The sequence below is a fragment of the Paenibacillus sp. TAF43_2 genome (assembly GCF_052113545.1).
Classification (GTDB): domain Bacteria; phylum Bacillota; class Bacilli; order Paenibacillales; family Paenibacillaceae; genus Pristimantibacillus.
Genome location: NZ_JBFRDK010000003.1, coordinates 19617 through 43909, shown reverse-complemented (window position 1 = coordinate 43909; position 24293 = coordinate 19617). Strand labels below are relative to the sequence as shown.

The following is a 24293-nucleotide window of genomic DNA, read 5'->3' as shown; positions in this document are numbered from 1 at the left end:
CAGTGCTGTCTCTCTTTTTTAAAAAAGAGGGCGGCACTTTTGTATTGTCTTATGATGCTCGTGTAGAAAAAAGTAGATTGCATGTGAAAATCATCGTAAGATAGAATGAATATCCACATTCAACCATTATTCCAATGATCAATGGAAGGAACATGAGGAAATGAACAAAGTAGTTAAAATAACGACAGGCACAATTATTATTGCGGCGTTTAGCTTGATGGTCTATCTTGGGTATAGCTATCTCAACAAACTCAAAACCGAATTATCAAGCATCGCCTTGTCGGAGCTCAGCACAGGGGAAGAAGTGGCGGTTGATTTTGCGGAGAAACCAACGGTTTTATCCATTTTTACTTCATGGTGCCCTTACTGTAATGAGGATGCCCCAAAAATGGTCGCTTTGCATGAAAAGTATAAGGATAGAATTAATGTATACGGTATAAATGTTACGAATCGTGATGAATTATCAGAGGTAAAAAGCTATGTGGAGCAGCATCAAATTACATACCCGGTCCTCCTGGATAAAACGGGGGATGTATACAAGTACTATGGCGGAGATGGCTTCCCGGCTCTGTGCTTTGTGAATACGGACGGGGAAATCATTGATTACATTATCGGATCGCTTGACCAAGATGAAATAGAAGCTTCGTTTAAGAAGCTTCTCGGCGAGACCTAAAGGAGAGATACTTTTGATTCAATATAAAAATGAACATGTAACCGTGTTCCAAAGTGAGTTATATCAAACGACAGCGACGGTCATTCAGACGGAGGAAATGGTACTCATCGTAGATCCGAACTGGCTTGCGGGAGAAGTTGAGGCGATTAAAGAGTATGTAAATAAGATCAAAGGTGATCGAGCTCTGTATCTATTATTTACTCACGGAGATTTCGATCATATTATTGGTTATCAAGCGTTCCCTGATGCCACAACCATCGGCAGTACCGGGCTGCAGCATCATCCGCAAAAAGAAGAGAAGCTTGAAATGATTCGAGATTTTGATCGTAAAAACTATATTGCAAGAAATTATCCTATCGCATTCCCGAACCTTGATATCATAATTAAAGAGGATGGACAGCAGCTGCACGTAGGAGATATGACATTGACTTTCTATCTTGCGCCGGGTCATACGGAGGATGGATTAATAACGATCGTCGAGCCGTTAGGAATCATGATTGCAGGAGACTATTTATCCGATTTCGAGCTGCCTTTTATTTATCAAAGTGCGAAGGCGTATAATCATACCCTTGAGAAGGCTGGCCGTATTTTTGCAACGCATTCCGTTCGCTTGCTTATACCGGGTCACGGAAAAGCGACAGCCGACTCGTCAGAGATGAAGAGACGTTTGGCTAGGGCATCGGATTATTTAAACCGCCTTTGTGAGGCAGTTATGGCAAATAACGAGACTGCTCTTGCTGCCCTTTACCGTGAGCATGCCTTCTTATCCACCTTTACGGAATATTGCCACAAGGAAAATGTATCGATTATACAACGTGAATATCAGTAATATTATAATTAACGAACATTAAAACACCCTAACGAGGAGCCGCTTGCGTGCTGCGCGATAGGGTGTTTTTGGTTTATTTACATTTAAACTTCCTTTTTCATAGTATATTATGGAAGTGACTGATGTTTACTATTCTATCAACTAATGGAGAACGCATATGAACTATGATTGCTTAATTGTGGATGACGAGACGGTTCTTGCAGAAACGACGAGTGAATATTTTAATATGTTTGAGGTCAAATCGGCGTACGTGACAAGTGCGGAGGAATGTGAGCTCTTTTTACGGGAAAATGAAGCGTCGGTTATCCTTCTCGACATTAATCTTGGTCATACCTCCGGGTTTGATTTATGCAAGAAGCTTAGACAAACGACACAAATTCCGATTCTGTTTATTAGCGCCCGGTCCAGTGATGACGATATTCTTATAGCCCTTAACATAGGCGGCGACGATTATATCCAGAAGCCTTATACGCTAAGTGTGCTGCTTGCTAAAGTGAAGGCTGTCCTCAAAAGATACGGGAATCAAAGCCCAACCGAAATGCTGGAGTTTGGTGAAGTGAAAATTGATTGCAATCTTTGCCGCGTTCGTGTGAACGGTGTAGATATGAAGCTCAAAACGATGGAATATAAATTGCTCTGTTACTTGGCGAAAAATAAAAACAGAGTCATTTCAAAAGAAGAGCTGTTTGACAAGGTGTGGGGTGACTCCTTTGCCGGAGATGGAACTCTTAATGTACATATTCGCCACTTGCGTGAGAAAGTCGAACCGAATCCCAACCAGCCGCAATATATTAAAACGGTATGGGGGACGGGATACGTCCTGGAAGATCACAAGCTATGAGAATAAAGTGGCTGTTCATCACTATCCTCTTTGTATTTGCAACAGGCAGTGCAGCTTCTTGGCTCGTTATGAATAGCAAGACGGATACCGAAGTGGATATGGTAGCTATAAATGAGGTGTTAAAAAAGCTTGAGAGCCACTGGGGGCAAATCGATCAAGCGGATTTCAGCACGATAAAGCAGCCATTCAGCGTTATCGATACTCATGGCCATGTACGCTTTCAAACATTCGAGGGGCAATCTCCTACCATTAATGATGCCATTAAAAACAGAGATACGATAGCAGATGTCGTAGTAGAGGGTACTTTAGTTGGCAAGCTTATTGTGCTAAACGATGATAAAAAAGTAATTCAGCAAATGAAACGGCAGCTTATTATCGTGCTCTTTATCACTTTTACCATGTTTGCGCTGCTGAGTGTCATCTATGTTTTATTTTTAAATTATAAGGTTTTCAAACCATTTCATAAGCTGCAAAGCTTTGCAGTTAACGTGGCGAGAGGGAATCTGGATATTCCTTTGAAAATGGGTCAAAACAACCCGTTTGGCGCTTTTACAGAAAGCTTCGACATTATGCGCGAGGAACTGGCTCTAGCAAGGCAAAGTGAATATGAGGCAAACCGCAGCAAGAAGGAGCTTGTAGCCAGCTTAAGTCATGACATTAAGACACCAGTCGCCTCGATTAAAGCGGTGAGCGAATTGATGCTGCTTCGAGCTGACGATGAGAAAGTAACGAAGCAATTAACGACGATTTATTCAAAGGCAGAGCAGATCAACCTATTGGTGAGCGATATGTTTACGGCGACTTTAGAGGAGCTTAATGAGTTAAAAGTAACGGTGACGGAGGAAGAAAGCAGCGTTTTAAACGGTATTATCGCTAACGTAAATTATGATGATCAAATCAGCTTTGCTCCTGTTCCTGCATGCCTAATCTTAACGGATGTATCGCGTTTACAGCAGGTATTTGATAATATTTTGAGCAATTCTTATAAGTATGCGGGCACCTCAGTTACCATTTTATCCGCAATAAAACACAGCTATTTAGAAATAAGCATTATGGATTATGGAAAAGGTATTCATCCGGATGAATTGCCGCTCTTGTTCAATAAATTTTATCGAGGAAATAATGCAGAGGGACGAAGTGGATCAGGGCTTGGGCTATACATATCCGAGTACTTGATGCAAAGCATGCAGGGCGATATAACCTGCCATAACCGTGAAGATGGTTTTAGCGTGACGTTAAAAATTAAGTTGGCTTAAAGAATTAAGAATTGGCTAAGGATTGAACAAAGCTTAACTAAGAATTGGTTTTGTATGATAGGACTGTAAGCTACATTACAGTCTTTTTTGCTTAGGGCAGAGCGAAGCTATCATACAACTGCAGTATAAAGGAGATTTAATTTATGCCAAGCCAAATGTTAAGAACCGAAAAATTGTGCAAAACGTTCTCAAGCGGGGGAAATCAGCAGCATGTGCTAAAAAACCTCGACATTAGTTTAATGGAGGGTGACTTTACCGTTATTATGGGAAGCTCGGGTTCGGGCAAATCGACCCTGCTCTACGCGCTTTCTGGAATGGATAAACCGACGTTAGGCGAAATTTATTTTGAGGAGAAAAAGATTTCGAAGCTAAATAACGATCAGCTGGCGATTTTCCGAAGGAACAATTGCGGCTTTGTATTCCAAAAGGTTTATTTGCTCGACAATATGAGCGTGCTGGATAATGCGCTGGCAAGCGGTCTGCTCGTTAGCAAAAACAAGCGGGCTATCGTAGCCAAAGCAAAAAAACTGCTTGCCCAAGTGGGATTAAATGAAACCTCATGGGGTAAATTTCCGGAGCAGCTCTCCGGAGGAGAAGCGCAGCGTGCTGGCATCGTGCGCGCGTTGATCAATGATCCCAAAATTGTGTTTGCAGATGAACCAACCGGCGCGCTTAATTCCGCTGCTAGCGACAGTGTGCTGGATGTCATGACGGAGGTTAATAAGAGCGGACAAAGCATTGTTATGGTTACACATGATATGAAAACCGCATTAAGAGGGAATAGAATCCTTTACCTGCGTGATGGCGTTATTTTCGGGGATTTGCAGCTTAGTCCGTTCCATGTGGAAAATAACCATAAACGGCATGAGCAGCTAAAAGCATTTTTGGCTGAAATGGGGTGGTGAGATGAACATCGTCAACCTAGCCTGGGCCAACATCAGAAAAGGCAAAAGCGCGGCATTTTCCCTTTTTATTTTGATATTTATCGCAGCGCTGCTGCTTAATGTGGGAATGACGGTTATTTTCAAAATTAATACGTTTTTTGATGATAAGGTGGCGGAACTACATGATCCTCACTTAAACATCATCATGGACAGTGCAAGCTATACGAATGCCAAGGGCGACTTTTTGAAAAACTATTCTGATGTGAGTGAGTATGAGCTCGAAAACATGGTGTTGATGAGTTCAGCCAAATTTCGTTATGGGGATAGTGACATGAGCCATGCCGCTGTTATCCTTAATGCGGATACTGATCGCACGATTGCACCATTAAAACTAATTGAGCAGATAGCCTTGAGCTCTGAGCCGGATATATACCTCCCTTACAGCTTTAAAGTAAGCGGCGGGTATAAGCTGGCTGACAGCTTCGTCTTTACCTATCAGGACAAGGAATATCGTTACCGGGTTGCAGGTTTTTTTGAGACAACGATGCTTGGCACCACCAACATAACGTTGATGAAATATTTTTTGCCGGATAAGGAATTTGAGCAGCTGCTCAGCCAGCTCAGCCCCAAAGAGGAAGGCACCTTCTTATCTGCCAAGTTAAAAAACAGCGAGCAATCGATTCAACTGCTTAAAGATTACGAAGAGCAATTTCCCTTTTCCCATAATGAGGCAAGCTCCTTTTATTCTTCATTAGACGTTATGACGATGAAGGGTATAAGTACGATGACGATCAATCTGGTCGCTATGATTATGGTTGCTTTTGCAGCGGTTATTGTTGTGGTGTCATTGCTTGTTATTAAGTTCCGTGTCACTAATAGTATTGAGGATGGCCTTGTTAATATTGGTGTTCTGAAAGCAGTGGGCTATACGAGCCAGCAAATTATTTTATCTATTATGATGCAGTTTATGATCATTACCTTATTGGCAAGCATTATGGGGGTGGYGGTCACTTACACCGTTATGCCTGTATTCGGAGGCATTATTTCTACGCTGTCTGGACTGCTATGGAATCAAAGCTTTAATGCTGTAATTAATTTAGCCAGTATTCTAATTGTAGTTGTACTGGTCGTAACCGTAACCCTTCTCGCTTCAATTCGTATTAGAAAGCTGCATCCCATAGCGGCGCTGCGGGGAGGCATTGTGACTCATAGCTTTAAGAAAAATCGCTTCCCACTAGATCAAGCCAAGGGTGGATTAAGCTTTGTGCTTGCTTGCAAAACCATCGTGATGAACATCAGGCAGAACATTATGATTACATTTATCGTTGCCGCCGTTACCTTTGCCTCTGTTTTTGCTATCGTTCTTTATTACAATATAGCAACAGATAAAACAGCCTTTATTCACCTCGTTGGTGCAGAAACCTCGAATGTCAATGTTCAGGCTAAAGAGGACGTAGATAGTGAGGCGCTGTTTGCATCCATTAAGCAAATGGATGGTGTTGAAAAAACGGTATTACTGGACTATTTAATAGCGAAAGTTGACGATAAACCGTTTGCTATGACGATTTCGGATGATTACAGCGGGTTGGAAAACCAAATGGTGTATGAGGGACGATATCCGCAATATGATAACGAAATTGTCGTTTCGTGGGCAGTATCGCAGCTGCTTGAAAAAAACATTGGGGATACGGTCAAAGTAGATTTAGGGGAAGCCAGTTATTCTTTTTTAATTACCGGTCTGAGCCAGTCTATTAGCAATATGGGGCAAATATCATCTGTCACTTTGGAAGGTGTTAGGCACCTCATTCCAGATTATACAGGCAAGATGCTCAACGTTTATTTAAATGGTATCGATAATGCAAGCTTTATCAAAAATAGTAAAGTACAATACGGAAGCTCAGTAGAGGAATTTGTTGATGTAGATGAGACGATAAACAGCCAAAGCAGCGTTTATATTTCCGCGGTGTTTGCTGTTATGGTGCTTGTTCTCGCGATCACTGTATTGGTTGTCGTTCTCATTCTTTATCTTGTTATTAAAACGATGATTCTGAAGCGCAAGAGGGAGCTCGGAATATTTAAAGCAACAGGATATACGACGAGCCAGCTAATGACGCAAATCATGCTCAGCTTTGTACCAATTGTCATTATAGGGGTAGTTATAGGCGGTGTGCTGGGCAGCCTGTATACCAATTCCATGCTGACCCTGCTGCTCTCTGGAGCGGGAATTCACAATGTCCAGTTCATTATTAAATTGCCTCTTGTTATTGCGCTTTGTTTCGGAATTGTTATGTTGTCTTATGTTGTTTCCATACTTGTGTCGCGGAGAATCAAAGGAATTTCCGCCTATGAATTAATTACAGAGTAAGAATAAAGATATTGCTTTAATCAAAGCTTTCGCAGGCGGCCTTTCGAGGTCGCTTTTTTGTGTTGTTGCAGGTGTCATTCGTATGCTACCATACGCTAAACGCCTACTTTAATAAATCGATTATATTTGAGAGGAATGAGTGTAAATGCCGTTAGTTGACATGCCGCTTGAGAAGTTAAAAGAGTACCAAGGAATTAATCCTCGTCCTGCTGATTTTGATGCTTATTGGGATCGTGCGATCGCTGAGATGCGTGCTGTAGATCCACAAATTAAGCTCGTTCCAAGCTCATTTCAGACTCCGAACGCGGAATGCTTCGATCTCTACTTTACGGGCGTTCGCGGGGCTCGTATCCATGCAAAATATGTTCGGCCAAAACATATGGCAGAGCCGCATCCGGCAGTCGTATTATTCCATGGCTATACGGGAAATGCAGGCGATTGGAGTGACAAGCTGGCTTATGCCGCATTAGGCTTCTCCGTTCTAGCTATGGATTGCCGTGGTCAAGGCGGGGAGTCTGAGGATTCCGGCAATGTGAAGGGAAATACACATCAGGGTCATATTATTCGGGGATTAGATGACCATCCGGACAATCTGTTGTTCCGTCATATCTATTTGGATACTGCACAATTGGCGGGCATCGCACTGGGCTTGCCTGAGGTTGATCCAGAACGTGTTTATGCAGCTGGCGGTTCGCAGGGCGGAGCGCTTACGATTGCTTGTGCGGCGCTTGAACCGAGAGTAAAGAAGCTAGCTCCTGTTTTCCCATTCCTTTGCGATTATAAACGCACGTGGGAGATGGATTTGGCGAAGGACGCGTATCAGGAGCTTCGTACCTTCTTCCGTTATTTTGATCCGCTGCATGAGCGCGAGGATGAAATTTTTGAGAAGCTGGGTTATATCGATCTTCAATTTCTTGCAAACCGCATTCGCGGCGAAGTATTGATGTTTGTTGGCCTCATGGACACCATTTGTCCGCCTTCCACACAGTTTGCAGCTTATAACAAAATAACTTCTCCTAAGCAGTTAGCCATCTATCCGGACTTCGGGCATGAGCATTTGCCGGGTTCGTCGGATCGTACGATTCAATTTTTCTTGAACTAATAGGAATGATGTAGAAATAAAAACTCTGACCTTTGGTCAGAGTTTTTTTGGTTCCACTTTTAACAAAAGCCTCGTCCACTTTAAATCTAATCCTCGTTTTCGTCCTCTGCTAGCTGCGATTTGGCTGGCAGTTTATTGTAATCGCGGATAAGTGAGAAGTAGTGGTCAGCCCGTACAGCTTGATATTCCGGTCCGAGCGATTCTGTTATCGCCACAACATCAGAAGGTGTCATGCTCCATGCGAGCAGCCCGAGTGATACGAATAATGGTGATTTTCCATCCCATTTTGCTTTGGCTGCTGCCAAAATGTTTTTCCCGTCTTGTGCGGTACTTATGCCTTGAATCGTGGATACCGGCAGTGTACCGTTTATGATTTCGACGCCGTAATGATCTTCCCAGCTTAGGAATAGTCCTTTTGCCTTGTAAAACTTCTCATAGGCAGCTGCCTTTGATGCGCTGAGCGGAACATTCACGCTGTTCACACGATTCAGCACATACGGAACGGTCATTCCTGTTTGCTTCATATACGTATAAGACTGCTTAAGGAAATCAGAGAATGTGGCTTCCGGCCATGCTTCTGGATAGAAGTATCCTGATCCAGACGGACCAGCGATGATGAGGTCGTTTTCCGTCGCTGTCTTTTGGAAATAGTTCAGAATAGCGGGTGCGCCGTCATAAAGAAGCGGGCTTGATGTCCAGTTGATCGGTACTTTTCCGCGAGCAGGATCATCCCATAGGATACGCATTCTATGCTGATTGTATTGGAAGTTGTCGCCTTCGCTGAAGGTGTATGTGACGTAAATTTTATTTGCAAGCTTAGGCGCCTTAGGCGTTTTGGCTTTGACTGCCTTTGCCTTTGTACCCGAGAAAACCGTTAAGTTGCTGAACCAGTCGGCCGCAAGCACGTAGACACTGTAATTGGATGTAATTTCTACGGAGCTGAATTCGCCTTCAACGTCATTATTGAACCAGCCTAAGTAAGGGGTGCCTGGCTTGACGCCTGATAAGATTTTTTCGAAAAGCGCTTTCTGTTCCGGCACGTTGGAATCAAGCCAGAACACCATCGCTTTGTTCGCAACTGCATAATCACGGAGGTAGCCGTAAGGCTCCTTCTGGTCTGAGGTTGGCGGCTGGATATTGCCTGCCGATACCTTAAATTGATTCCACATGAGGACGGAGGCAGTTAACTGCTTTGTACCTGCAGGCGGCGTAAACTTATAGACGAAGTATCGGCCATTGTCTGCGAATCGGTGTCCGCCTTGACCTGTTGATACTTGAGAGCTTTGGCGGTCGTACAGAAACGCCTCTTCCTCAGGCGTACCTGGAATGAACTGTGCGATTGTTTGCCCGTCTGCCTTCACGGTTACTTCATGAACGGCGGATCCCCAGCCATCCTGAGGGAAAGCGTCCTCGAAGCGAAGAAATACGGATTCTTTGCCCAAATTGCTCGTCAAATCCAGCTCGTACGTATTTTTATTTTTGCCATCGCGCTCCTGCGTGGTGTCTTCTGCAATGGTCTTGAACGATTCAGGGAGTCCGGGGGGTATTCTAACAGATGTGTCAGGGCTTAATCCGACTAACATCCGATGTGTCGATTTGGCCCATAGATTCTCATATTGCCATGTGTAAGCATCCAAACGGTCTTTGAATTTGCCTTGTAAATCATCGAGCACTTTTAGGTTAAAAGGTGCTGCTTTCAACTGCGCGGCGAGAGCAGGGCTAGCGACAACGGCATCCTTTAACCCAGCAAGAGTAGTCGCTACATTGACGGTATCAGCAACCTTCGGATCGTAAACAATGATGCCTTTTACTTCTTTTTTATATTTTTTGACGATATCCCAGTAATCTGCATGCACATTGTAGGGAACCTTCAAATCTTTTAGCCAGGTCAGTTTGCCTTCTTCTTGGTTTTCCAGCAGATATATTCGAGGCTCCTCACGGTTAACGATACCCTGCAGCGTTGCAAGCAGAAGCTTAATGTCCCCTGGCGCATCATAAATATCAGCTACATCTAGTTTTTTGGGGGTTGCAAAGGATGGAAGCGCTTGCTTGTTTGGCCAGCTAATGGAGCTATTGCCGGATTTGGATTCCGCAGTTGCTGCAGCTGGTGCTGAAGCGCCAAGCGTTAAAGACAGCGTACATACGATAGCCAGACATGTGACAGTAAGTTTTCGAATCACGATCTTACACCTCGTCTCATCTGATTGGGTAATACCATCGTCATAGCGCCTTTTCCATTCCCTCCTTCTTAGGCGGCTTCGCTAATGCGCATACGGCAGTACCTAAACTATATATTAAATATATTTATGTTTAATACAATCGTTTCGACAAAGGTTCCAACAGAAGGCAACTCGAGACCTAAAGGATTATAGCGCAAAAGAGATAGACAATAGTCCCTTTTACATAGCCAAACCATGAGTATTGCATACAATAATTATATATATTAAATATATATAATTGGCGGAGAGTATGCGTGCAGCATATACTTCACATAGTGATCCCTTTATATCCAAAGGAATCGTATTGCAGGTATTTCCTTCGAGTAGGTATAATATAAATTATGGAAATTCAATATTTAATTTGTAGAAAGCGGTGTTGAAATGGATAGCTCATTTTATGTGTTTGTCATTGGCATTGCTGCCCTCGTGCTGTGGAGACGAACAAGGAGCTTTTACCGCCCCATTCGAGGAGACGGCAAAAGGCTGTTGTACCCGATTCTATTTATGCTGCCGGGCCTGCTGTTGATATTTAATTCCAACGTCCATGCGCCGTTTTACGAATTTTTGATTGCTGCGGCTATCGGTATTATCCTCTCGATTCCTCTAATATGGACCACAAACTATGAAATTCGTGATGATCATCTTATATACGCCAAGAAGAACTGGGGATTCATCGTCGCTTTTCTTGTTGTCATTGCTATTCGTTTCGAGCTTCACCATTACATGTCCACAATTGAACCTCAAACGCTGGCTGCTTTGTTTATGATTTTAGCGTTCTTCTACGTCATCCCATGGCGAGTCGTTTCTTATATTAAATTTCGGAGATTAGTACAGCTTCAAACGGTACGAAAAGTATAATCGCTATTCTGGCACTCAAGGAGCCCTTTTAAAGGAGCTCCTTTTTTTCTGTTTTCACAACATCTCATTAAAATACTATTTTTCTGAAATTTATACCATATTTTGTGGAATTGGCATTTTATAATCAACGTATTGGGATGCACCAATGGGGATGAGGAGGTATTTGAAAATGAGGCATGACCATGCTGGAAGTAATGGTTTAGTCGCAGCTTCTATCTTTTTTGAATAAATGTAAGCGCTTGCTGTAATACATTTTTCGAAAAGGGGTATGGATATGACATCGAAAGGAATGCGTCTCTTTATTTGGGGATTTGTGCTCTTGTGGGTCGCAGTCATGATCGTTTTTAGTTTTGCTGATTTGAGCTTGTCCAAAGCGATATATAACGAGGAACACTCCTTGTTTGGACAGTTTTTTGAAAACTTCGGCGAGCATCCTGCATTTATTGTCCTATTTATCGCAGGCAGCATTCTCTTTAGTACGGCTAGGCATGAGAATCCTAATGCTGTATTCAGAGCTTAAGGCGTCTAAACATAGGTGTAATGAGAAACATAATAGAGGAGGATTTTAAATGAAAATTGATATTCAAGCGCTTATTGACCAAATGACTTTAGAAGAAAAAGCAGGAATGTGCTCGGGGCTCGATTTCTGGCATCTAAAGGGTGTTGAACGACTAAATATTCCTTCTATAATGGTAACGGATGGACCTCATGGGCTGCGTAAGCAAAAGGGCTCTTCTGACCATGTGGGTATTTTTGATAGCGTTCCTGCTACCTGCTTTCCATCAGCGGCGGGGCTTGCCGGCTCTTGGGACCGTGAATTAGTTGGAAAGGTAGGCGTGGCTCTTGGCGAGGAATGCCAAGCGGAGGATGTGGCTGTTTTACTTGGACCAGGCGCGAACATCAAGCGGACGCCGCTATGCGGACGGAATTTTGAATACTTTTCTGAAGATCCTTTCCTATCCTCGGAAATGGCGGCAAGCCATATTCAAGGGGTACAAAGCCAGGGTGTTGGCACTTCACTCAAGCATTTTGCACTCAACAATCAAGAACACCGCCGGATGTCAGTTGATGCGATTGTCGACGAGCGGACGATGCGTGAAATTTATTTGGCAAGCTTCGAGGGTGCGGTGAAAAAAGGGAAGCCATGGACGGTCATGAGCGCCTACAACAAAGTAAACGGAACGTATGCTTCGGAAAACGAATTTTTGTTAACGGATATTTTGAAGGAAGAATGGGGCCATGAAGGTTTTGTTGTCTCCGACTGGGGTGCGGTAGATGAGCGAGTAGATGCGCTTGCAGCGGGGCTTGAGCTAGAAATGCCTTCCAGCAACGGCAGTGGCGACAAAAAAATAATAGAGGCCGTTCAAAGCGGCAAGCTATCCGTGGAATTGCTCGATCAAGCTGTTGCAAGACTGCTTCGGATTATCTTTATGAGCGTTGATCAGAAAAAAGAGAACGCTTCCTACAATGTGGGAGAGCATCATCAGCTAGCTCGCACGGTTGCTAGTGAATGTATGGTGCTTTTGAAAAATGAACAACAGCTGCTGCCGCTTAGCAAAGGAAAAAAAGTGGCGGTCATTGGCGCATTCGCTCAAAAACCTAGGTTTCAAGGCGGCGGCAGCTCGCATATCGTGCCGACTGCGCTCGATAATCCGCTGCAGGAAATGAAGCAGCTGGCTGGAGACTCGTCATTCATTGTTTATGCTGAGGGTTACTCGCTGGATAACGATAATATTGATGATGCGCTCGTGGAAGAAGCGAAGAAGGCTGCTGGCGAAGCTGATGTGGCTGTTGTATTTGCGGGTCTTCCCGACCGTTATGAATCTGAGGGATACGATAGAAAACATCTAAATATGCCGGGTAATCAGAATCAGTTGATTAAGGCTGTAGCGAGTGTGCAAAGCAACGTCGTTGTTGTCCTTATGAATGGTTCGGCTATCGAGATGCCTTGGGCTGACGAGGTGGGAGCCATTTTGGAGGCTTACTTAGGAGGGCAAGCGGTTGGCGGTGCAATTGCTGACGTCCTGTTTGGAGAAGCGAATCCATCCGGCAAGCTGGCAGAGACATTTCCTGCTAAGCTAAGCGACAATCCATCATTTCTATTTTATCCAGGCGAGGCAGATCATGCGGAGTATCGGGAAGGCATCTTTGTCGGATATCGCTACTATGATTCAAAGAGCGTTAAGCCGATGTTTCCGTTTGGGCATGGTCTGAGCTATACAACATTCGAGTACACAAATCTGTTGATAGACAGCAAGGAAATAAAGGATACGGAAACGGTAAACGTTCACGTCACGATTAAGAACACAGGAACACGCACCGGCAAAGAAATCGTTCAGCTGTACGTTCAAGATGTCGAGAGCACCGTAATTCGGCCGGAGAAAGAGCTGAAAGGTTTTGCCAAGGTAGAGCTGCAGCCTGGAGAGCAAAAGAAGATAACGTTTACGCTGGATAAACGATCTTTCGCTTATTACAATGTTGCTCTAAAAGACTGGCATGTCGAGAGCGGAGACTTTGCTGTTCTTATTGGGCGTTCATCGGAGAATATTGTTCTAGGCGAGACGCTGCGCGTTCAATCCACTGTCCCTCTGAAAGTTGTGTATCATCGCAATAGCCTTCTCGGTGACTTAATAAGCGATACGGAGAAGGGTCCAATCGTGCAAGGCATTATGCAGCAGGTTCAAGCAGGAATGGGAATCTTGATGTCTGAGGATAACGAAATGGCAGACATGATGGCCGCGATGATGAAATTTATGCCTCTTCGCAGCTTGGTGTCCTTTAGCCAAGGGGCGTTTACAGACGAAATGCTAAACGGCTTGCTTCACCAATTAAACCATTCATAGTCGGAGCAAAATAGATTTTACAAAAGGACCGTCCTTCCACGTGACGGTTCTTTTTTTCTATTCAATTAATGCAAAGCTTTTATATGCCGATCCACAATTGGGCAGGGATGCGAGGTGCCTTTTACGGTCAAAACCAGAATATAGACCTGTCAATGGAATAAAACATAAATTTACTCTAATAAAGTCTCAACTTATGTGAAATCTAGTGGTAAATGTGGTATGTTTATGTAAATTGCGTTTAACAGGAGCGGTTCATCAATGAAGGTTAGTATATTCGATGTTGCCAAGAAGTCAGGATTGTCGGTTGTAACGGTATCCCGAGTTCTTAATAAGTCGACATCCGTGCGCCAGAAAAATAAAGAAAAAGTGTTGCAGGCCATGAAGGACCTGGACTATCATCCGAACGCCTCAGCCCGCAGTCTTGCAAGCGGCAAAACCGGTATTATCGGTCTAACTTTGACGACATTGCATGATACTGTCCTTGACGCTGTAGTCAAAGAAATTAATGATAGCTTGGCAGAGCAGGGTTATTTCCTGGCACTCTCCATCTCGCAGGGGGACGAGGATTCATTCGATCGTTCGATGTTTCAAGAGGACCGTGTAGATGGAGTTATTTTGCTCTCGCCAATTAATGCAGATATATATGTGATGGAGCTGAAGAAGCGGAAAATTCCTTTTGTCATCCTTGATAATCAGCAGCGCAATCCGACGGTTCCTTCTGTTATTGTTAATAATTTCAAAGGCGGATATGATGCAACCAAACATCTCATCGACCTTGGACATACCGAAATCGCTCATATTAGCGGGCCAGATCCGTTTCTGAGCAGCCGTGAGCGTGAGAGAGGTTTTCTGTTCGCGCTCGAAGAAGCAGGCTTGCAGCCTTTTGAAGTGGAGCAAGGATCGTTTGATATTCCTTCAGGCTACGCCATTGCCAAGCGCTGGATCGATGCAGGCAAGCTGCCTACAGCGGTATTCGCAGCAGATGACTTTATGGCCTTAGGCGTAATGGACGCTTTCAAAAATGAAGGGATTCGCATTCCTCAAGATGTATCCGTCGTAGGTTTCGACGATCAGATCTATGCGGAAGAATTCCATCCTGCGCTGACAACCATCCGTTTGCCATTTGAGAAAATTGGGCGGCAGGGTGTGGATATTTTGCTGAAGCTAATCAAGGATTCTCCAAAAAGAAATACGATCATGGAGTTTGATCCGGAGTTAATGGTGAGGAAATCGACGGGAGCGCCTAGAGGGCGTTAAGTTTAATAATAATGAGCAAACGAGCCAGCGCAATTACTATTTGTATAGTAATTGCGCTGGCTCTTTCTATTTAATTTGGCTGAGTGGCTATTAATTCTAGTAGCAAGCCTGCTCAAGTGATTGAAGCGCGGTTATTAACTCCTGCTTTAATGGGGAATCGGTAATTATGCCTTCTTTATTTAGCTTCAAAGTAATATGTGGAATAATTAATGTCCCGCCCTCAACAATATCAGCATTAATCATTTTAAGAGAACCCGATAATTGAATAGCGCTTTCACATAATAAAGTTTAAACGTTTAAACAAAATATACGACAAAATATACGTTTGATACTTATAAGAGACAAGTAAAGACAAAAACAGAAACCGTGCGTTTTTGTACTAGGTAAAGGGAATCTATAATCCATAATAAACAAAAAAAATATTAATTGACATATTTTGAATGTCGGTATAAACTCATGTTGAATATTAAAGCGGTTTAACTTTCGTGGATGAAAAGCAATAACAGAGAGAAAAAGAGGTGATTTGAAAAGCGATTTCGATGAAATGCAGAAGCAAAGTAATGGCGGAAAAAAGGGGCATACAAGAGAGCGATTAAGAGTTTTTAAATTTGCTTCTTTTAAGGCCAAGAGGAATAGGAAACCAAATGGAAGGGGGCGGTTTTACTGAAGAACAGCAAATTTCAGAGACGAGAAAACAAACACTTTTATTTATTTATTTCGCCATGGATTATTGGTTTTCTCATATTTGCTTTATATCCAGTAGGCGCATCATTGTACTACAGCTTCACAGACTACGATATTATTAACCCGCCTGTTTTCGTGGGATTAAACAATTTCAAAGAGCTCTTTCAGGATGAACAGTTTTATAATTCGATAATGGTTACGCTCAAGTACACGCTTATTAGTGTTCCTATTACGTTGTTTTTATCACTTATGTTTGCAATCTTGATTAACCAAAAGATTCCTTTTAACGGTTTTTTCCGAACAGCGATGTATTTTCCAAGTATGATTTCAGGCGTATCCATGGCCTTGTTATGGTTTTGGGTGTTTAATCCACAGGCGGGATTGTTCAACTATGGATTATCTTTTTTCGGAATTGACCCCATTCACTGGTTCCTGGATGAGAATTACGCTTTGTGGGCGCTCATCATTATGTCGTTCTGGGGACTCGGCGCAGGCATGCTCATTTTCTTAGCGGGTCTGCAAGGTGTGCCGGCTCATCTGCTGGAGGCAGCAAGGCTCGACGGCGCTGGCCGGTGGAAAACATTTTGGAATGTAACCTTTCCAATGATTTCGCCCGTTTTTCTGTTCCAGCTTATCATCGGTGTCAYTGAATCCTTCCAAGTGTTTACACAGGCCTATACCATCACGCGTGGTGGACCGAACTACTCTACATGGTTTTACGTGTACAACATTTACATCAATGCGTTCAAAAATTTCCGCTACGGATACGCGTCTACCATGGCCTGGATCCTTCTCGTGGCAGTACTCGTTGTCACCTACTTTATCATGAGAACGTCGAAACGTTACGTTTACTACGAAGGAGGGGGCAGCAAATGAGTGAAGTGACCCATGACGCGAGCTCAAAGCGAATTATTGTCAAAAGAAAGCTAAAGCTTTCGCAAATTGTCGGATTTCTAATTTTATTAGCGGTAACGATTACGATGCTGTCACCGGTTTGGTTTATGCTCTCGACATCCCTGAAGACGACGAAAGAAATGCTTATGTTTCCCCCAACAATTATTCCAAAAGTGTTTGCGTGGGAAAATTTCCGTGAATTGTTTACCAATACCGAAATTAAATTCGGACAGCAATATAAGAACAGCTTGATTGTTGGCCTATTCACAGTTATTGGAACGGTGCTTTCATCATCATTCGTTGCCTTTGGATTTGCTAGATATAAGGGAAAAGGCAGCGGGCTGATGTTCATGCTAGTGCTCAGCACATTGATGCTTCCTTATCCAGCGATTATGATTCCGCAGTTCCTATTATTTATGAATCTTGGACTGCATGATTCATTATTGCCGCTGATTCTGCCCGCTTTCTTTGGGTCAGCTTATATGATTTTTTTATTGCGACAGTTTTTCTCTACGCTGCCTGACGAGCTTTATAACGCCGGCCGGATTGACGGCTGCAGCGAGTTCAGACTGTACTGGAATATTACGCTGCCTTTAGCAGGACCAGCGCTCGCTACGGTTGCTATATTTTCATTCATTTGGAGTTGGAATGACCTGCTCACCCCTGTACTTTACTTAGATTCGCAGGAGAACTTCACGCTTCCAGTAGGGATGGCTGCTATGCTGTCATCGAAGTTTCGTTTAGCGCCTTGGAATTTACTGATGGCCGCTTCGATTCTTTCCGTACTGCCAATTATCGTGTTGTTTGCGGTAGCACAGAAGAGATTCGTTGAGGGAATCGTACTTACAGGCATTAAATAGTTTTTTTAGCGTTTTAGCTTGCTTGTATGGAATCTAATAAAATCAAGGGGGAAATTAGAATGAAGAACAAGAAATGGTTATCCATTACCGCTATTCTCGCATTATCGATGTTTGCAACCGCTTGCTCAAACGGCGGAAACGAGGGTTCCGGCAAAGAAAAGCAGGTAACGATCACGCATTATACGATTGACTCGCCGGACAGAACGTTTGTAGAGAAGCTGATTCCTGAGTTTGAAGCAAAACATCCGAACATCAAAGTTAAAGTGACTAAAGCACCTTATGAACAGTTTGATTCCAAGCTGCAATCGTCTATTGCCGCGAAAAATGCCCCGGACGTAACCTCTCACTGGGGCTATGGCGGTTTTATGGAATATTACAATAAAGATATGCTGATGGATATGACCCCTTATTTTGAAGACTTCAAAGCAGCGGACTACAATATTCCGGAAGATGTAATGAACATCTACAAGGTTGATGGTAAAACCTATGGTATTCCGTTAAATAGCTACGTGACCGTCATGCTGTACAACAAGGATCTTTTTGATAAAGCGGGACTTCCTTACCCTCCAACTGATTACGAGGATAAAAGCTGGACATTCGACAAAATGGTCGAATATGCGAAGAAGCTGACCGTTGACTCTGAAAATTTGGAGGAAGCTCAATATGGCGTCGACTTTGGATTTGGTGAGCGCGACCAACGTCCTCAATACTTCGGTGCGAATGTTTACTCCGATGATACATGGACAAATGGCGGCAAACCTTCCGAAATTAATCTGACTAAGCCTGATGTGATTGATGCTTACAAAACACTTTATGGTCTCATTCATGATTTGAAAGTGTCGCCAACGCCAGCATTCTCCCAATCCGTATCCGGGCAATTCGGCGATCCGTTCCTATCGGGTAAAATCGCGATGTCTGTAGTTGGTTCATGGAGCCTTGCTGCCGCTGCAGATTTCAACTTTAAAGTAGGTGTTGCTGCGGTTCCAGTAAGTCCAAAAGGTGATGTGCGGAGCGTGCTTTACGTGGATCCATTATTTGTACTTAAGGATTCGAAACATCCGAAGGAAGCTGCGGAGTGGATTAAGTTCTTGGTTACAACTGAAATTCAGGAGAAATCGATCGAGCTTAGCGGAGGCAATCCTCCGGTCAACCAAGCAGCTGCAGAAAAGTATTACAGCAACTTTGAAGGCATCGATCCAGCTGGCATTAAACAAGTATTTGAAGGCGCTTATAAATACGGCTTCGAATCGTACAATCATTTGATTTCCAATTACTCTCAAATCAATGAGCTGTTCATCAATGAACTTTCAGGTGTAGAGAACGGAAAGCAGAAGGTTGAGGATGTGCTGCCAGTCATTGAACAGAAGCTGAAGGATCTTTTGGCAAGAGTGAATAAGTAATGGGTTAAGGGGAGGGGCGATTTAGGCTGCTCCCCTCCATTTTATACAAAGCATAATTACTACTAGTCTGAGGAAGGCGTTCTTATGAAGGTAAGCATTGTGGACGTTGCCAAAAAATCAGGATTATCCATTGTGACAGTATCAAGGGTATTAAACAATTTGCCAAGTGTCAGAAAGAGCAACCGGGAGCGGGTTCTTCAGGCTATGAAGGAGCTTGATTATCACCCTAATGCGTCTGCAAGGAGTCTTGCACGAGGAAAAACAGGCATAATCGGACTAGCGTTAACAACTTTGCATGACTCGTTTCTCGATGCGGTCGTGAAGGAGGTTAATGATCGGCTTGCGGAAAACGGCTATTTTCTTGCATTATCGATTTCAACAGAAGAGGATGATCACATCCATCGATCATTGTTTCAGGAAGGCCGTGTCGATGGCGTCATCTTATTGTCACCCATACGTGAGGATGAGTACGTATTAGAGCTTAAGAGAAACCGAATTCCATTTGTCATGCTCGATAATCAGCAGATGAATTCGCCAGCAACCTCTGTCATCGTAGACAATTTTTATGGTGGATATGAAGCAACCAAACATTTAATCGATTTGGGGCATAGGGATATCGCGCATATTAGTGGTCCAGAGCTGTTTCTGAGCAGTCGAGAGCGTGAACGAGGATACCATGCCGCATTGGAAGAAGCGGGCATAACACCCTTCTGTGTGGAGCGCGGAGATTTTGAAATATCTACGGGTTATCGAATTGCTCGAAGCTGGATGGACGCTGGCAGACTGCCGACTGCGGTATTTGCGTCCGATGATAATATGGCGCTCGGCGCTATGAATGCTTTTATAATTGAAGGAATTCGGATACCTCAGCAAATTTCGATCATTGGATTTGATGATCAGATTCTTGCCACGGAGTTTCACCCGAAGCTGACGACGATGCGCCAGCCGGCCGCGCAAATTGGAAGGATGGGGGTTGAACTGCTTCTGAAGAGCATAAGCGGTGCAGCCAAAAGAAATGTCACTGTTCAATTGAGCCCTGAGCTGGTTATTCGGGAGACAACTTCTTTGAGGCAATAACAAACATGAAATCAAGGGAGTGTATCCGTTGAAATATTACTTGGGTGTAGATGGCGGCGGCAGCAAGACGTACACGCTGATTGCAGATGAGTCGGGCAGAATTGTAGGAAAAGGGAATAGCGGGAACGGCAATCATCAGGTTGATTATGAGGCGGCCAAACGCAACATACGCGAATCGGTTGAGATGGCATTACAAGAAGCAAATGTAGTCCACAGTGACATTCAGTTCGCTTATTTTGGATTGGCTGGTGCTGACAGGGAAGCGGATTATGAAATATTGAGACCTATGATCGCAGAACTGGGATTTGCAAAGCATGAAGTGAATTGCGATACAGCGATAGCTCTTCGAGCGGGAACGGATCAGCCGTATGGCGTTGTACTGATTTGTGGTGCTGGGACGAACAGCGCGGGCGTTAACTCTCGGAATGAGTTTTATCAGTGCGGAGGCTTCTCTTATGCTTTCGGAGATTTCGGCGGTGGCAGCGACTTAGGCATTGAAGCTTTCCGCTCGGTTATTCGGGCTTGGGATGGGCGCGAGCGGCCGACTATATTGACGAACCTCCTCCTGCAGGACCAAGGCTACGACAGTGTGGAGAGCATGTTCAACGATTATTTGAATCACGATAAAACACCCCCGCTTAGAACAGTGAAGCTGCTGTTTCAAGCAGCAGAACAGGGAGATGAGGTTGCATTAACGATTTTGCGAGTGCAGGGGGAGGAGCTGGGCAAGTCGGCGCGGGCTGTCATTCAACGTCTGAGGATGGAGGCGGACAAGTTCGATGTTGTCCTTGCTGGCAGCGTACTTACTAGGGGAGAGGCAAGTTTTATTCACCCGTATATTGAACAAGCTGTCAAAAGCTGTGCTCCAGATGCATCATTAGTTAAGCTCGAGATTGAACCGGTTGTCGGAGCGGTGTGGCTTGCTTTTGAAGCTGAAGGGAATACGCTGCCGTGGGAAGTCTACGACCGTTTAAGATCCGTGTCGGAATATAGTTATTGATTTTTTTGGAGGGCACCGTTGATGGTGCTCTTTTTTTATTTGGCTTTTTAAAACAAATGTAATGAACGTGGCATATGAAGATGCTATTCAAATCGACTAGATTGTTTAATATCGTCTCATGGTGACGTATAGGTAAGTCGAGTTATGCTGGAGTAAGCTAATCATTTGGTTAAGTTTATAAAATATAGGCTGGAGAGCGAGGAATAGATGAACATGATAAAAAATGAAGGTATTCCAGTAGAACGTAAACATGTGAAGTTAACATCTCAAAATCCGATAATAACTACAATATATACGGCTGACCCTTCTGCTCATGTTTGGGAGGACGGCAAGGTTTATATTTATGCTTCACATGATATGGATCCGGCAAGAGGCTGTGATTTAATGGATCGATACCATGTGTACTCCTCTTCCGATATGGTCAATTGGTTGGATGAGGGTGAAATTCTTCGTTCAGACGATGTAGCATGGGGCAGGCCGGAAGGCGGCTTCATGTGGGCGCCCGATTGTGCCTACAAGAACGGAACCTATTATTTCTATTACCCGCATCCCAGCGGGTCAAATTGGAATGATACATGGAAAATCGGTGTGGCGACGAGTCAAAAACCAGGAAGCGGTTTTAAGGATCAAGGTTATATCTCGGGACTGGGCGGATTTGCACTCATTGATCCATGCGTGCTCGTTGATGATGATGGACGTGCTTATATGTATTATGGCGGGGGCAGCAGATGCGAGGGCGGCGAGCTGAACGACGATATGATGTCCATTAACGGCGAGATGCGCGAGATGGAAGGACTGGAGGATTTTCATGAGGCGGCTTGGGTTTTCAAAAGGGCAGACCTCTACTATCTGACCTACGCCGATAATTTAGATGGAAACAACCGCATGAGATATGCTACCAGCAAGCATCCGCTTGGACCATGGACATATAGAGGTATTTTTCTAGAGCCGACTGGATGCTCGACTACTCACGGTTCTGTGGCGGAGTTTAAGGGGCAGTGGTATTTGTTTTATCACAATCAGGAAATTTCGGGCCAAGGCAATTTAAGAAGCATGTGTATTGATTATTTGTATTTTAATGAAGATGGAACGATCCAGACCGTCGTTCAAACCAAAGAAGGCGTCAAGCCTGTAGGGGATGCTCCGGCTCCTAACACAAATCAGAAAACCTACTCTGCCAGCCGTGTGGACGGAGGAGCGGTTGTTGAAGCAAACGAGCAAGGAGAAAGTGTCGTTAATCGTTTGGATATTGAGGGCTCTTATTGTGAGTTTCAAGCTATCAACGGAGAAAAAGGCGGAAGAGCGGCCATTCATATTCGTTATGCAACGGCAGAGCGACTCGCCAAACTAAACCTGACCGTGAATGGTCATGATTATTCCTTGCTTAATGCACTGTCGACAGGAAGTCTGCTGGACTATAGCGGCCTTGCCAGCATTACCGTTCAGCTAGAGCCAGGTGATGACAATATCATTAGGCTCACAGGCGGCAATGGCGAGATTAGTGTCGTGAGCATAACGGTTAGTCCGTTTCTGGATTGAGGGAATATGCAGCAGCCCCCGCGACAACAAATGGGGGCTGCTGCTTTTTAATTTGAAGAAATAAACTTAACAGAAACAGTCAGGCGCTGAGGATGATTGCTCTGCTTCCTTGCGTGACGTTTGTTATCATCTTCTTCAAATGAGATTAAGGCATGGGTCGCATGGCTGAGAATGGCGCCTGCTCTTGTGGATGCTGCAACCAAAACGGCCTCTATTATTTCCTCCCGTGTGCCTCCTAGCTCCTTGCATTTCTTCACATGCACATCAATGCAATAGGGGCATCCGATCACATGAGCAACGGCTACAGCAATGAGCTCTTTCATTTTTGTCGGATTGTAAGATTCTAAGAAAGAGGGTTTGTTTTACATGACTATTGAAATTTCCCCAAAGATTATTATTAGTGGAAACGCAGTTGAAGAATTGAAGTCGGAATTGGAGATATCTAATATAATATATTAATAAATTCATTTAGTAACTTTTAATTACGGAGGAAATGATAATGGACAAACTAAGAGAGGGTTACTGGTCGATTGCAACACAAAAACACTAGAAAAACTATAAGCCAGATAGCCCCCATTTAGATGAATTCGATTCATTAAATGTAGCTGGGAAAGCTGAACGTTTACTAGGTGTCATTAGAGGAAACTCTGTTATTGCAAATGTTAAAAAGTTAAAAAAATGGTTTTATCCGTTGGTATTGGCAAGCAGGAACTACACAGAACTATTTTGCCAGAAATAGAGAGAGCTTCTGACCAACAAATTGAATTTAAAAAAATGCAGCTGGAGATTTTATAAGACTTGAAGAATATGTTCTAGCAAATAATCAAGTTCTTGGTATTACAGGTCAAGTGTATGAAAATTTAAATCCATCAGACATAGAACGAATTGCAGTTGAAACATTAGACCAAACAAAGAAAATTCCACTTCTGCAAAGTGAACTAACTAATTTGCTTGCGAGTCAAACGTTTTCAGAGGAAGATATTCAGTTAGCATGTTCTCTTCAAGAACAGTTTCGATTAATACAAAAGCTCAATAAGACTAAGGGCAAGGAACCTATTTATAGTAATGAATATGTTTGGGGACCGAAACATGAAAATATTGTAATGACTGTTTCTTCTTTGGCGCGACTACTCATGCCGCAGAGGCTCCAAGTCAAATCGTTCTATCATCGGAGCAAAATTCTGCTTACCCACGTAATAGAGCGAAGAGCCTTAAGTTTATTACACCTATTAAAATTATAAAAAGTAATAATAGATCGCAAAATAAAAAGCCTAGAATACACTAGACTTATTGACTTGATACTATTGTTAAACTGTATTTTTTTTGTTGTTATAAATAATAAAATACGCTCCACAACCTACTACTAATACGATATGAATGTAGTAAGGTAAGTATTGGAGTTGCTTGTTAGGAAGATGTAGGACTTGATCAATTATTAAGTAACTCCAAATCAAGTGATAAATTAAATTGATCACTAAAAAAGCAACATGAAGATTACTCCAGTCCTTAGAGCATAAAGCAATACCAATAAAAACACAAACGAAACTCCATACTAAGCTAACTGAGAGGTCGCTCATAGTTGAATCACTATTCCAAAGCCATTTCAATACACTAGGAATATAGAGTAAACCTGTCAAACATGTAAGGATTCCAATTATCCTTTTATAGTGACCAACTTTGATATGACTCACCACCTTACCCCTGTTTGTTTA

Annotated in this window: 20 protein-coding genes; 17 read left to right on the top strand and 3 right to left on the bottom strand. The window is 43.4% G+C overall.

Annotation, left to right across the window (positions count from 1 at the left end; translation table 11 throughout):
* Positions 1-160: 160 nt before the first annotated feature.
* The 7 genes from AB4Z17_RS01410 to AB4Z17_RS01380 all read left to right on the top strand — a co-directional run bounded on the left by AB4Z17_RS01410 (position 161) and on the right by AB4Z17_RS01380 (position 7950).
* Positions 161-673 carry a TlpA family protein disulfide reductase gene (locus AB4Z17_RS01410; RefSeq protein ID WP_441957680.1) on the top strand — a complete coding sequence of 171 codons (513 nt, stop codon included), beginning with the start codon at positions 161-163 and terminating at the stop codon, positions 671-673.
* A 13-nt stretch (positions 674-686) separates the two neighbouring features.
* Positions 687-1502 carry an MBL fold metallo-hydrolase gene (locus AB4Z17_RS01405; RefSeq protein WP_441957678.1) on the top strand — a complete coding sequence of 272 codons (816 nt, stop codon included), beginning with the start codon at positions 687-689 and terminating at the stop codon, positions 1500-1502.
* 157 nt (positions 1503-1659) lie between these two features.
* Positions 1660-2343: a response regulator transcription factor gene (locus AB4Z17_RS01400; protein WP_441957676.1), complete on the top strand. Its 684-nt coding sequence runs from the start codon at positions 1660-1662 to the stop codon at positions 2341-2343.
* Positions 2340-3599 (top strand): ATP-binding protein, encoded by a 1260-nt coding sequence (locus tag AB4Z17_RS01395; RefSeq protein WP_441957674.1) that lies wholly within the window; start codon positions 2340-2342, stop codon positions 3597-3599. The genes AB4Z17_RS01400 and AB4Z17_RS01395 overlap by 4 nt, the downstream gene beginning before the upstream one ends.
* Before the next feature lie 143 nt (positions 3600-3742).
* Positions 3743-4504, top strand: coding sequence for an ABC transporter ATP-binding protein (locus tag AB4Z17_RS01390; protein ID WP_076270674.1), 762 nt, complete (start codon positions 3743-3745; stop codon positions 4502-4504).
* A 1-nt stretch (position 4505) separates the two neighbouring features.
* Complete coding sequence (locus AB4Z17_RS01385; RefSeq protein ID WP_441957672.1) at positions 4506-6848, top strand: FtsX-like permease family protein; 2343 nt, start codon at positions 4506-4508, stop codon at positions 6846-6848.
* A 145-nt stretch (positions 6849-6993) separates the two neighbouring features.
* Positions 6994-7950 carry an alpha/beta fold hydrolase gene (locus AB4Z17_RS01380; RefSeq protein WP_441957670.1) on the top strand — a complete coding sequence of 319 codons (957 nt, stop codon included), beginning with the start codon at positions 6994-6996 and terminating at the stop codon, positions 7948-7950.
* A gap of 86 nt (positions 7951-8036) precedes the next feature.
* Here the strand turns inward: AB4Z17_RS01380 and AB4Z17_RS01375 are convergent, their stop codons facing one another.
* Complete coding sequence (locus AB4Z17_RS01375; RefSeq protein ID WP_441957668.1) at positions 8037-10130, bottom strand: GxGYxYP domain-containing protein; 2094 nt, start codon at positions 10128-10130, stop codon at positions 8037-8039.
* Between the two features lie 420 nt (positions 10131-10550).
* Here AB4Z17_RS01375 and AB4Z17_RS01370 point away from each other — a divergent pair, with 420 nt between their 5' ends.
* The 4 genes from AB4Z17_RS01370 to AB4Z17_RS01355 all read left to right on the top strand — a co-directional run bounded on the left by AB4Z17_RS01370 (position 10551) and on the right by AB4Z17_RS01355 (position 15127).
* On the top strand, positions 10551-11027 hold the full coding sequence (locus AB4Z17_RS01370; protein ID WP_441957666.1) for a CcdC family protein: 477 nt from the start codon (positions 10551-10553) through the stop codon (positions 11025-11027).
* A gap of 274 nt (positions 11028-11301) precedes the next feature.
* A complete protein-coding gene (locus AB4Z17_RS01365; RefSeq protein WP_441912430.1) occupies positions 11302-11547 on the top strand; it encodes a hypothetical protein in 246 nt (81 codons plus the stop codon).
* Between the two features lie 49 nt (positions 11548-11596).
* Positions 11597-13870, top strand: coding sequence for a glycoside hydrolase family 3 C-terminal domain-containing protein (locus tag AB4Z17_RS01360; protein WP_441957664.1), 2274 nt, complete (start codon positions 11597-11599; stop codon positions 13868-13870).
* 258 nt (positions 13871-14128) lie between these two features.
* Positions 14129-15127, top strand: coding sequence for a LacI family DNA-binding transcriptional regulator (locus AB4Z17_RS01355; RefSeq protein WP_441957662.1), 999 nt, complete (start codon positions 14129-14131; stop codon positions 15125-15127).
* A gap of 96 nt (positions 15128-15223) precedes the next feature.
* Here the strand turns inward: AB4Z17_RS01355 and AB4Z17_RS01350 are convergent, their stop codons facing one another.
* Positions 15224-15370, bottom strand: a complete 147-nt coding sequence (locus AB4Z17_RS01350) for a hypothetical protein (RefSeq protein WP_441957660.1) — start codon at positions 15368-15370, stop codon at positions 15224-15226.
* Between the two features lie 528 nt (positions 15371-15898).
* Here AB4Z17_RS01350 and AB4Z17_RS01345 point away from each other — a divergent pair.
* The 6 genes from AB4Z17_RS01345 to AB4Z17_RS01320 all read left to right on the top strand — a co-directional run bounded on the left by AB4Z17_RS01345 (position 15899) and on the right by AB4Z17_RS01320 (position 22581).
* The gene (locus AB4Z17_RS01345; RefSeq protein WP_441957659.1) at positions 15899-16687 is read left to right on the top strand and encodes a carbohydrate ABC transporter permease; all 789 of its coding nucleotides are present in this window, start codon (positions 15899-15901) and stop codon (positions 16685-16687) included.
* Entirely contained in the window at positions 16684-17565 is an 882-nt protein-coding gene (locus AB4Z17_RS01340) for a carbohydrate ABC transporter permease (RefSeq protein ID WP_441912427.1), read from the top strand. Before AB4Z17_RS01345 ends, AB4Z17_RS01340 begins: the two co-directional genes overlap by 4 nt.
* Positions 17566-17624: 59 nt before the next feature.
* Positions 17625-18965 (top strand): ABC transporter substrate-binding protein, encoded by a 1341-nt coding sequence (locus tag AB4Z17_RS01335; RefSeq protein WP_179089816.1) that lies wholly within the window; start codon positions 17625-17627, stop codon positions 18963-18965.
* A gap of 84 nt (positions 18966-19049) precedes the next feature.
* Positions 19050-20042, top strand: a complete 993-nt coding sequence (locus AB4Z17_RS01330) for a LacI family DNA-binding transcriptional regulator (RefSeq protein WP_339206164.1) — start codon at positions 19050-19052, stop codon at positions 20040-20042.
* A gap of 28 nt (positions 20043-20070) precedes the next feature.
* Positions 20071-21042: an N-acetylglucosamine kinase gene (locus AB4Z17_RS01325; protein ID WP_430056004.1), complete on the top strand. Its 972-nt coding sequence runs from the start codon at positions 20071-20073 to the stop codon at positions 21040-21042.
* A 207-nt stretch (positions 21043-21249) separates the two neighbouring features.
* Positions 21250-22581: a family 43 glycosylhydrolase gene (locus tag AB4Z17_RS01320; RefSeq protein ID WP_441957656.1), complete on the top strand. Its 1332-nt coding sequence runs from the start codon at positions 21250-21252 to the stop codon at positions 22579-22581.
* 47 nt (positions 22582-22628) lie between these two features.
* Here AB4Z17_RS01320 and AB4Z17_RS01315 read toward each other — a convergent pair whose 3' ends face one another.
* Entirely contained in the window at positions 22629-22904 is a 276-nt protein-coding gene (locus tag AB4Z17_RS01315; RefSeq protein ID WP_441957655.1) for a carboxymuconolactone decarboxylase family protein, read from the bottom strand.
* Positions 22905-24293: the final 1389 nt, after the last annotated feature.

What these genes read in the sequence shown, in the direction of transcription:
- AB4Z17_RS01360 (WP_441957664.1), top strand. Translation starts at nt 11,597, where the DNA reads ATGAAAATTGATATTCAAGCGCTTATTGACCAAATGACTTTAGAAGAA.
- AB4Z17_RS01390 (WP_076270674.1), top strand. Translation starts at nt 3,743, where the DNA reads ATGCCAAGCCAAATGTTAAGAACCGAAAAATTGTGCAAAACGTTCTCA.
- AB4Z17_RS01330 (WP_339206164.1), top strand. Translation starts at nt 19,050, where the DNA reads ATGAAGGTAAGCATTGTGGACGTTGCCAAAAAATCAGGATTATCCATT.
- AB4Z17_RS01355 (WP_441957662.1), top strand. Translation starts at nt 14,129, where the DNA reads ATGAAGGTTAGTATATTCGATGTTGCCAAGAAGTCAGGATTGTCGGTT.
- AB4Z17_RS01340 (WP_441912427.1), top strand. Translation starts at nt 16,684, where the DNA reads ATGAGTGAAGTGACCCATGACGCGAGCTCAAAGCGAATTATTGTCAAA.
- AB4Z17_RS01370 (WP_441957666.1), top strand. Translation starts at nt 10,551, where the DNA reads ATGGATAGCTCATTTTATGTGTTTGTCATTGGCATTGCTGCCCTCGTG.
- AB4Z17_RS01410 (WP_441957680.1), top strand. Translation starts at nt 161, where the DNA reads ATGAACAAAGTAGTTAAAATAACGACAGGCACAATTATTATTGCGGCG.
- AB4Z17_RS01335 (WP_179089816.1), top strand. Translation starts at nt 17,625, where the DNA reads ATGAAGAACAAGAAATGGTTATCCATTACCGCTATTCTCGCATTATCG.
- AB4Z17_RS01380 (WP_441957670.1), top strand. Translation starts at nt 6,994, where the DNA reads ATGCCGTTAGTTGACATGCCGCTTGAGAAGTTAAAAGAGTACCAAGGA.
- AB4Z17_RS01320 (WP_441957656.1), top strand. Translation starts at nt 21,250, where the DNA reads ATGAACATGATAAAAAATGAAGGTATTCCAGTAGAACGTAAACATGTG.
- AB4Z17_RS01395 (WP_441957674.1), top strand. Translation starts at nt 2,340, where the DNA reads ATGAGAATAAAGTGGCTGTTCATCACTATCCTCTTTGTATTTGCAACA.
- AB4Z17_RS01315 (WP_441957655.1), bottom strand. Translation starts at nt 22,904, where the DNA reads ATGAAAGAGCTCATTGCTGTAGCCGTTGCTCATGTGATCGGATGCCCC.
- AB4Z17_RS01350 (WP_441957660.1), bottom strand. Translation starts at nt 15,370, where the DNA reads ATGATTAATGCTGATATTGTTGAGGGCGGGACATTAATTATTCCACAT.
- AB4Z17_RS01365 (WP_441912430.1), top strand. Translation starts at nt 11,302, where the DNA reads ATGACATCGAAAGGAATGCGTCTCTTTATTTGGGGATTTGTGCTCTTG.
- AB4Z17_RS01400 (WP_441957676.1), top strand. Translation starts at nt 1,660, where the DNA reads ATGAACTATGATTGCTTAATTGTGGATGACGAGACGGTTCTTGCAGAA.